At 41.9% G+C, this 6939-nt stretch carries 9 protein-coding genes and 2 pseudogenes; 7 read left to right on the plus strand and 4 right to left on the minus strand.

The features are described from left to right. The 4 genes and pseudogenes from AA81_RS03095 to AA81_RS15020 all read right to left on the minus strand — a co-directional run. Window positions 1-213, minus strand: a pseudogene (locus tag AA81_RS03095) (GNAT family N-acetyltransferase); the annotation flags it as partial. A 137-nt stretch (window positions 214-350) separates the two neighbouring features. Beyond that, on the minus strand, window positions 351-1232 hold the full coding sequence (locus tag AA81_RS03100; protein ID WP_041534021.1) for an AAA family ATPase: 882 nt from the start codon (window positions 1230-1232) through the stop codon (window positions 351-353). After that, window positions 1171-1401: an AAA family ATPase gene (locus AA81_RS03105; protein ID WP_146026685.1), complete on the minus strand. Its 231-nt coding sequence runs from the start codon at window positions 1399-1401 to the stop codon at window positions 1171-1173. Before AA81_RS03105 ends, AA81_RS03100 begins: the two co-directional genes overlap by 62 nt. Window positions 1402-1907: 506 nt before the next feature. Continuing rightward, window positions 1908-2216 (minus strand): DUF8757 domain-containing protein, encoded by a 309-nt coding sequence (locus tag AA81_RS15020; RefSeq protein ID WP_012208269.1) that lies wholly within the window; start codon window positions 2214-2216, stop codon window positions 1908-1910. An 18-nt stretch (window positions 2217-2234) separates the two neighbouring features. On the opposite strand from AA81_RS15020, the pseudogene AA81_RS03115 reads away from it, so the two are divergent. The 7 genes and pseudogenes from AA81_RS03115 to AA81_RS03145 all read left to right on the plus strand — a co-directional run. Then, a pseudogene (locus AA81_RS03115) lies at window positions 2235-2693 on the plus strand (glycosyl hydrolase family 18 protein); the annotation flags it as partial. Between the two features lie 87 nt (window positions 2694-2780). Then, a complete protein-coding gene (locus AA81_RS03120; RefSeq protein WP_012208271.1) occupies window positions 2781-3200 on the plus strand; it encodes a phage holin family protein in 420 nt (139 codons plus the stop codon). Next, complete coding sequence (locus tag AA81_RS14680; protein ID WP_012208272.1) at window positions 3197-4201, plus strand: N-acetylmuramoyl-L-alanine amidase; 1005 nt, start codon at window positions 3197-3199, stop codon at window positions 4199-4201. The genes AA81_RS03120 and AA81_RS14680 overlap by 4 nt, the downstream gene beginning before the upstream one ends. 53 nt (window positions 4202-4254) lie before the next feature. Next, window positions 4255-4473 (plus strand): SHOCT domain-containing protein, encoded by a 219-nt coding sequence (locus AA81_RS03130; protein WP_059031384.1) that lies wholly within the window; start codon window positions 4255-4257, stop codon window positions 4471-4473. 61 nt (window positions 4474-4534) lie between these two features. Further along, window positions 4535-6103, plus strand: coding sequence for a recombinase family protein (locus AA81_RS03135; protein WP_103898165.1), 1569 nt, complete (start codon window positions 4535-4537; stop codon window positions 6101-6103). Beyond that, the gene (locus tag AA81_RS03140; protein WP_211292636.1) at window positions 6103-6558 is read left to right on the plus strand and encodes a recombinase family protein; all 456 of its coding nucleotides are present in this window, start codon (window positions 6103-6105) and stop codon (window positions 6556-6558) included. Before AA81_RS03135 ends, AA81_RS03140 begins: the two co-directional genes overlap by 1 nt. After that, window positions 6521-6939, plus strand: a 419-nt coding sequence (locus AA81_RS03145; protein ID WP_146050332.1) for a recombinase family protein, incomplete at its 3' end; no start/stop codon positions are given. The genes AA81_RS03140 and AA81_RS03145, both read left to right, overlap by 38 nt.

Here is a 6939-nt window from a genome sequence, read left to right on the forward strand (position 1 = left end):
AAATGCCTTACCAATTTCATTCTCATAATAAACAAACAAATGGCATTTTATGATACCTTTTTCTTTTAAACTATTTAAAACCAAGTTTACCAATTCTTTCCCTATCCCATTTCTTCTATACTTCTTATCAACCGCAAGATGGTAGAGATATCCTCTTCTTCCATCTTCGCCACACAGGATTGTACCGATGATTTTCCTGAGTTTGACAGTTACAAAAACGTAAGAATTCTAAAACAGGCATGAATAATAGCAAAAAGGCGTTTTTTGCTTTCTCTGTTTTTCAAAAGTGTCACTACATGCCTTCCTTCTCCTTTGTTTATCAGTGTTTTAGACTTAAGCTTTTACTTTGCTCAGTTCGCTCCACAGCTGACTACCGCCGTTTTATCACCTTCCTTGTAAAAACGTATAAGGTTACGGTAATCCCCAAGCAATGCGTCCGTTGAGTGTGTGACGATAATTAACTGTCCGTCTATGCCATCTATACCAAAGCAACTCTTCAAAAGCTCGGTGAATTCAGCATCTTGATTCTGCAGAATTCTCTTGTAGTAGCCGATGAGCGACCGTTGTAAGTACAGGTGAAGGTGGACTTCTGGTTCGTCAATCGACAATACGAGTGGCATCAGTTTTTTGCCTTTGTCGTCGCTATATAGGTGTTCCTCAAACGGAGTGGACTTACTTCTGTATAACTCCATTATCTGGCGCAGTATGTTTATCGAAGCCATCGCCAGATACTGGACACCGCTTCCTGTCGACTCAATTTTCCTATCACCATCAGAGAGATAGAAAAGGCTCATCAGCATTTCTGTTGGATTTGGGGCAATGGTTGCCTTGATGAAGTAGTCGTGGAAGCTGCGGATTTTGCCTAGATGACTGTTGATAAAATCCGTCAGCTTATTCACTTTCTCATCATTCAGAAATGTTGGAACACTATCGGAAATAAATCGCTCGATGATTCCATTTATGAGAAGTCCTGCTACCTTTTGCGAATCAAGGCGTAATTCTCTACTTGGGACAGACGTGGTCTCGTACTTCAGAAAGTTGATTTTTTTGATCAGCGGCTTCGGTATGCTCTCGTTTGAGTCTTCGTTAACGATTGTTGGATATGCTTCCTTGATGGTCTGAAGATAACGAATTTTCAGCAAGGAAGCATCATTTGAACAGAAGTTGTCGTCAAAAAAACCCTGCTCGTAGGGAAGCAATTTGATGTCCAGTTCGACTTTCGTAGTTGGCAAAATCCGCTTCTTCAAACCCCTTGCCACTGCATACAGTGTCAAGAAGAGATAAGAAGTTACTTTTGCCCAAATTGTTTTCACCAACAATATAATTACAGTCCGGGTTGAAGCAGACGGATATGCCGTCGATGTTCCTGTAATTTGAAATTTTAACAGAAATTATCCTCATAAGCCTTCCTTCGGATTGCACTTTACTATTCTCTTTATTCTACAGCAGAATTCCCCTAACCGCTCATGCTATTTAATTGGCTTGAGTAGGTGATAGGCACTCAACCCAGGAATTTACCTACACTTCACAAGCACTCAACTTCAGCCTTAATACTTGGCGAGTCTATATCCCATAAAAATTTACACCTTGTATTGTAACTTCATTAAAATTACCAGCAAGCACAAGGCACCTAATGTCAATGAGCGAACCCGTATGTTCAAAACATCCTTGTTGTTCTTAAAGACCTCCAGCATCCCCGGGGAATGAGTAGAATTTTTCTGAATTTTGCCGACTTGCAAGGAATGGCTCTTAAAATTTTCTTGGATTGCAGCAACCAAAGATGTCTTGGCTTCCCCACTAAGGACAATAACTGTTTTACCGTCAGAGTAAATCGCATCGAAAGGAAAGCATTTTGCAGAGATACTACTTTGCCACCGTAAAATTGGTAAAGCGGTTTTTACGGTAACTTATCTCGGTGGGTAGTAGACACCGATAATAATGAACGGGTTAGGAGATACATTGTGAAACTGCTTTGTTGTTCCTAGGAAGAAGTACAAATCCCGTGTCAAGAACCAATCGAAGCATTTTTCCTTGACCTTTGCGATTGCCACAGCTTCGTCTTTATTTGCTCTCTTCAGACAATTCCAATACAGCATACCGATTTCCCAATCCTCGATCATCATCTTAGATTGCTTACCAGAATCGTCCTCGAACCGATAGGAAAACTTATAAGGTACTTTCTGTACGACCTTAAATTCTTCCTCGATTTCTTTCAAGGTCTTGAACAGATGTAGCTGCTGCGGCTGGGCGATGCGTGGGTATATGAACCATACGAGTGTTTTGATGTGGAGCTTCCGGATGGAACTATAACCGGCTTTGGCAGGCTTGCTCGCACTGGTGTCACGTGGGATGATGAATTTCAGGTGTTTTCAGTAAATAGCGATGTGGAGGAATCGGTAACTCGCAGTGAGGACATTTCGATGGACTATGACTTTTTCCACTCACAACTTTTGGCGCTTTCTTGCGGTAATGACTATAAAGTAAAGATTATACCGAAAGACATCAATATCTGGATATCCCGTCTCTTCCTCGGAGATGCGGATGGTTTTTCTATTCTGTATTATCAGGATGTAGACAGCCTTGTTTACTGGGCAAATGAAGCGGCTTATCGGTGGAAACTGCGAGGCATAGCCATCTGGTCGCTTGGACAGGAGGATATGCGACTGTGGGAAGCGCTTCCGAAGCAAATATAGTTTAGATGTTTTATTAATTCAGCGCTTTGCTATAAGGCAGGGCGTTTTTTTATATGCAAAACTCAAGTTGAACGGAGGGTTAAGACAATGAAAACAGTATGGAACTGGGGGCAGGCGGTTTTTACTGCTATTGGCGGATTTCTTGGCTGGTTTCTTGGAGGGCTGGATGGATTTTTATATGCTCTCGTCGCTTTTGTGGCCATTGACTATGTGACCGGCGTGATGTGTGCCATTATAGACAGAAAGCTTTCAAGTGAAGTCGGAGCCAAGGGCATCTTCAAGAAGGTGCTTATTTTTGTGCTGGTGGGTGTGGGACACATCATCGACAGCCAGGTGCTCGTAAGCGGCGGGGCAATCCGGACAGCGGTCATCTTCTTTTACTTGAGCAACGAGGGCATTTCAATACTGGAAAATGCAGCACATATAGGACTGCCCATTCCTGAAAAGCTGAAGAACGCGCTGGAACAACTGCATGGCCGCTCAATTGAGGAGGATGAGAAGAAATGAAGCTTTTTACAAAGTACATGACGCGAAACGACTGCTATACGGCAGGTCGGAAAATCACGCCTAAAGGAATCATGGTACATTCGACGGCTGTGCCGGGCGTAATGGCGGCTGAGTGGTTTTCCCGTTGGAACAAATCTTACAAGGCCGGCGATATAAATAGGCAGGTATGTGTTCACGCTTTTGTAGACGATAAAGAGGTTTGGCAATACCTGCCTTGGGATCATCGCAGGTGGCATGCGGGAGGAGCAGCCAACAATACCCATATTGGCTTTGAAATCTGTGAGCCTGCTGGGTTTTCGTATAAATCCGGGTCGGTAATGGTGGGTTATGATGCAGCAAAGCAGGAAGATTATTTCCGTAAAGCGTGGCAGAATGCTGTTGAACTCTGCGTTATGCTCTGCAAGAAGTACGGTCTTAATGAGAATGACATCATCTGCCACTCCGAAGGATATAAGCTCGGTATTGCCAGCAACCATGCTGATGTGATGCACTGGTTTCCCAAGCATGGGGAGAATATGGACACTTTCCGTAAAGCAGTAAAAAAAGCGCTGGAGAACAGTACAGATATCAATACTGATATTGGAATTGGAGATATGGTGGAGTTTAAGGTCAGTGTAAAGAATTACTACCCCGGCAGTGTGGAAGTTCCAACGTGGGTCAAAAATGACTATTACCACAGGGTCACACAGACTTTATACAAAGGCAAGCCGGTCATAAAAGGCGGCAAAGAATGTGTTTTGCTTGGCAAAAAGGTTAAGAAATCCGGCGGTCAAGAGATTGCAGGCATAAACACTTGGGTAGCAAAAGAAAACCTTGTAATTGTAAACAGCATTCCTGATAACAAGTGCAATAGAACCTATACAGTGCAAAAAGGCGATACCTTATGGAGAATAGCGGAAAAAGAACTCGGTAGAGGAACAAGATATCCGGAGATTAAGAAACTCAATGGTCTGACTTCAGATACTATTTACCCCGGACAAGTTCTGAAATTGCCGGAATAACGATAAAGGACAGCCAATCGCGGCTGTCCTAAGTTTTTATAGGAGGTGCTTGAATGATAGAGGCGGCTAATCATTTACCATATAACCCGCAGGAAACGAACTATTCAAAGATAACACAGGAGGAAATTCAAAGAGAGGTTGATTACTGGCGGGCATATAAAATCCTGCAAAAGATGCTTAAGGCGGGACTGATTTCAGAAGAAGAATTCAACAAAATCGACAAGTTGAACCGCAAAACTTTCTCGCCGATGTATGCACAGCTTATGGCCTAATTAGCTTGCTATTAGCGGCACACAGAGGTAACATGTCACATGCCCAAAGGAGGTGAAAACAGTGAGAAAGGTAACAAGGATTGATGGAAACAATGCTCTCCAAGCTTTCAAGCCAAAGGTGAGGGTAGCGGCTTATTGCAGGGTTTCAACAGACAGTGATGAGCAAATGGCAAGCCTGGAAGCACAAAAGGACCATTATGAATCCTATATAAAAGCAAATCCTGATTGGGAATTTGCAGGGATTTATTATGATGAAGGCATATCAGGCACAAAAAAGGAAAACCGAACTGGACTTTTGAGACTGCTTGCAGATTGCGAAAACAAAAAAATTGACTTTATTATAACCAAGTCGGTCAGCAGATTTGCCAGAAACACAACCGACTGTATTGAAATGGTGCGAAAACTTACCGATCTCGGTGTTTTCATCTATTTCGAGAAAGAGAATATAAACACACAGCGCATGGAAGGCGAATTGGTGCTGACAATTTTGGGCAGTCTTGCAGAAAACGAGTCATTATCCATTGCAGAAAATAGTAAGTGGTCTATCAGACGTAGGTTCCAAAACGGAACATACAAAATTTCGTATCCTCCCTATGGTTACGATTATGTGGATGGAAAGCTATTTATCAATAAAGAACAGGCTGAAATCATAAAGCGGATTTTTTCCGAGGCTTTGGCTGGTAAAGGCACACAGAAAATTGCAGATGGGTTAAATTTGGATAAAATCCCAACAAAGAGAGGTTCACACTGGACAGCGACCACTATCCGCGGTATCCTTAGCAATGAAAAATATACCGGGGATGTCCTTCTGCAAAAAACATATACAGATGAGAATTTTAAGCGGCATTATAATCGTGGTGAAAAGGATCAATACATGATAAAGGATCATCATGAAGCCATTATATCCCATGAGGAATTTGAAGCTGCCCAAGAGATATTAAAGCAAAGAGGTAAAGAAAAAGGCGTAATCAAGGGAAGCAGTAAATATCAAAACCGCTACCCTTTCTCGGGGAAAATCAAATGCGCAGAATGTGGCAGCAGTTTTAAGCGTCGAATTCATGGCAGTGGTAATCATAAATACATTGCCTGGTGCTGCACAAAGCATATAAAAGACGCTTCGGCTTGTTCAATGAAATTTGTCAGAGAGGATGGGATCCATCAGGCTTTTGTTGTTATGATGAATAAGCTTATTTTCGGACATAAGTTCATTCTAAGGCCATTGCTGCAAAGCTTAAAGAAAACAAATTACTCAGATAACATAACTAAGATTCAGGAGCTGGAAACTAAAATAAAAGAAAATACAGAGCGGGTACAGGTGATTATGGGACTTATGGCCAAAGGATACCTGGAACCCGCTCTTTTTAATTCACAGAAAAATGAGCTGAGCAAAGAAGCAGCCTTGTTAAAAGAACAAAAAGAAGCCATAAACCGCGCAATTAATGGGGGAATGACTGCTCTTGTTGAAGTCGAGAAACTTCTTAAATTCGCAATGAAAGCTGAAAAGCAGATTGATAAATTTGATTGTGAAATATTTGAGAACTTTATTGAAGAAATCATTGTGTTTTCGCAGGAGGAAATAGGTTTCAAAATGAAATGTGGATTGAACCTGAGGGAAAGGATGGTGAGATGATGAGCCATATACCTTTTGGATATATCATTCAAAACGGTAGGGCTGTAATTAATGAAGAGGAAGCAGTTAAGATTGAGAAACTATTTGAGGCTTATCTTTCCGGGCTTTCTTTAAGCGAAGCGGCACAAAAAGCAGGTATTAAGCGCTACCACACATCTGTTGCAAGAATGCTTTCAGATAAACGGTATGTTGAGGACAAATTTTATCCGCCAATTATCAGCAAGGACACATTCGAAAAAGCACAACTGGAAAGACGCAGGCGAGCTGAGGCGCTTGGCAGGATTTATGAACATAAAGGAAATGAAAAGAAATACCTGAATTTTAAGTTTCATGCTTCAATGCCAGATAATCTATACGATGATCCATTTCAGCAGGCAGAGTATGCTTATAGTCTTATTAAGAGCGAGGTGATTTTAGATGACAAACAGGAATGTTACGGTAATTCCCGCCCGTAAGCGAATTGGAAATAGTGCAAAGGCCGAGGAAATGCCTAAGCTTCGAGTAGCAGCTTACTGTCGTGTTTCTACGGACAGCGAGGAGCAGGCAACCAGTTATGAAGCGCAAATTGAGCACTACACAAACTACATTAAAAGCAATCCGGAATGGGAGTTAGCTGGCATATTTGCGGATGAAGGGATTACTGGAACCAACACGAAAAAGCGTGAAGAATTTAACCGGATGATAGAAGAATGTATGCAGGGCAAAATCGATATGATAATTACGAAATCTATCAGCCGTTTTGCAAGAAACACGCTGGACTGCCTGAAGTACATAAGGCAGCTTAAAGACAAGAACATCCCAGTTTATTTTGAGAAGGAAAATATAAACACAATGGA

The sequence above is a fragment of the Petrotoga halophila DSM 16923 genome (genome assembly GCF_002924615.1).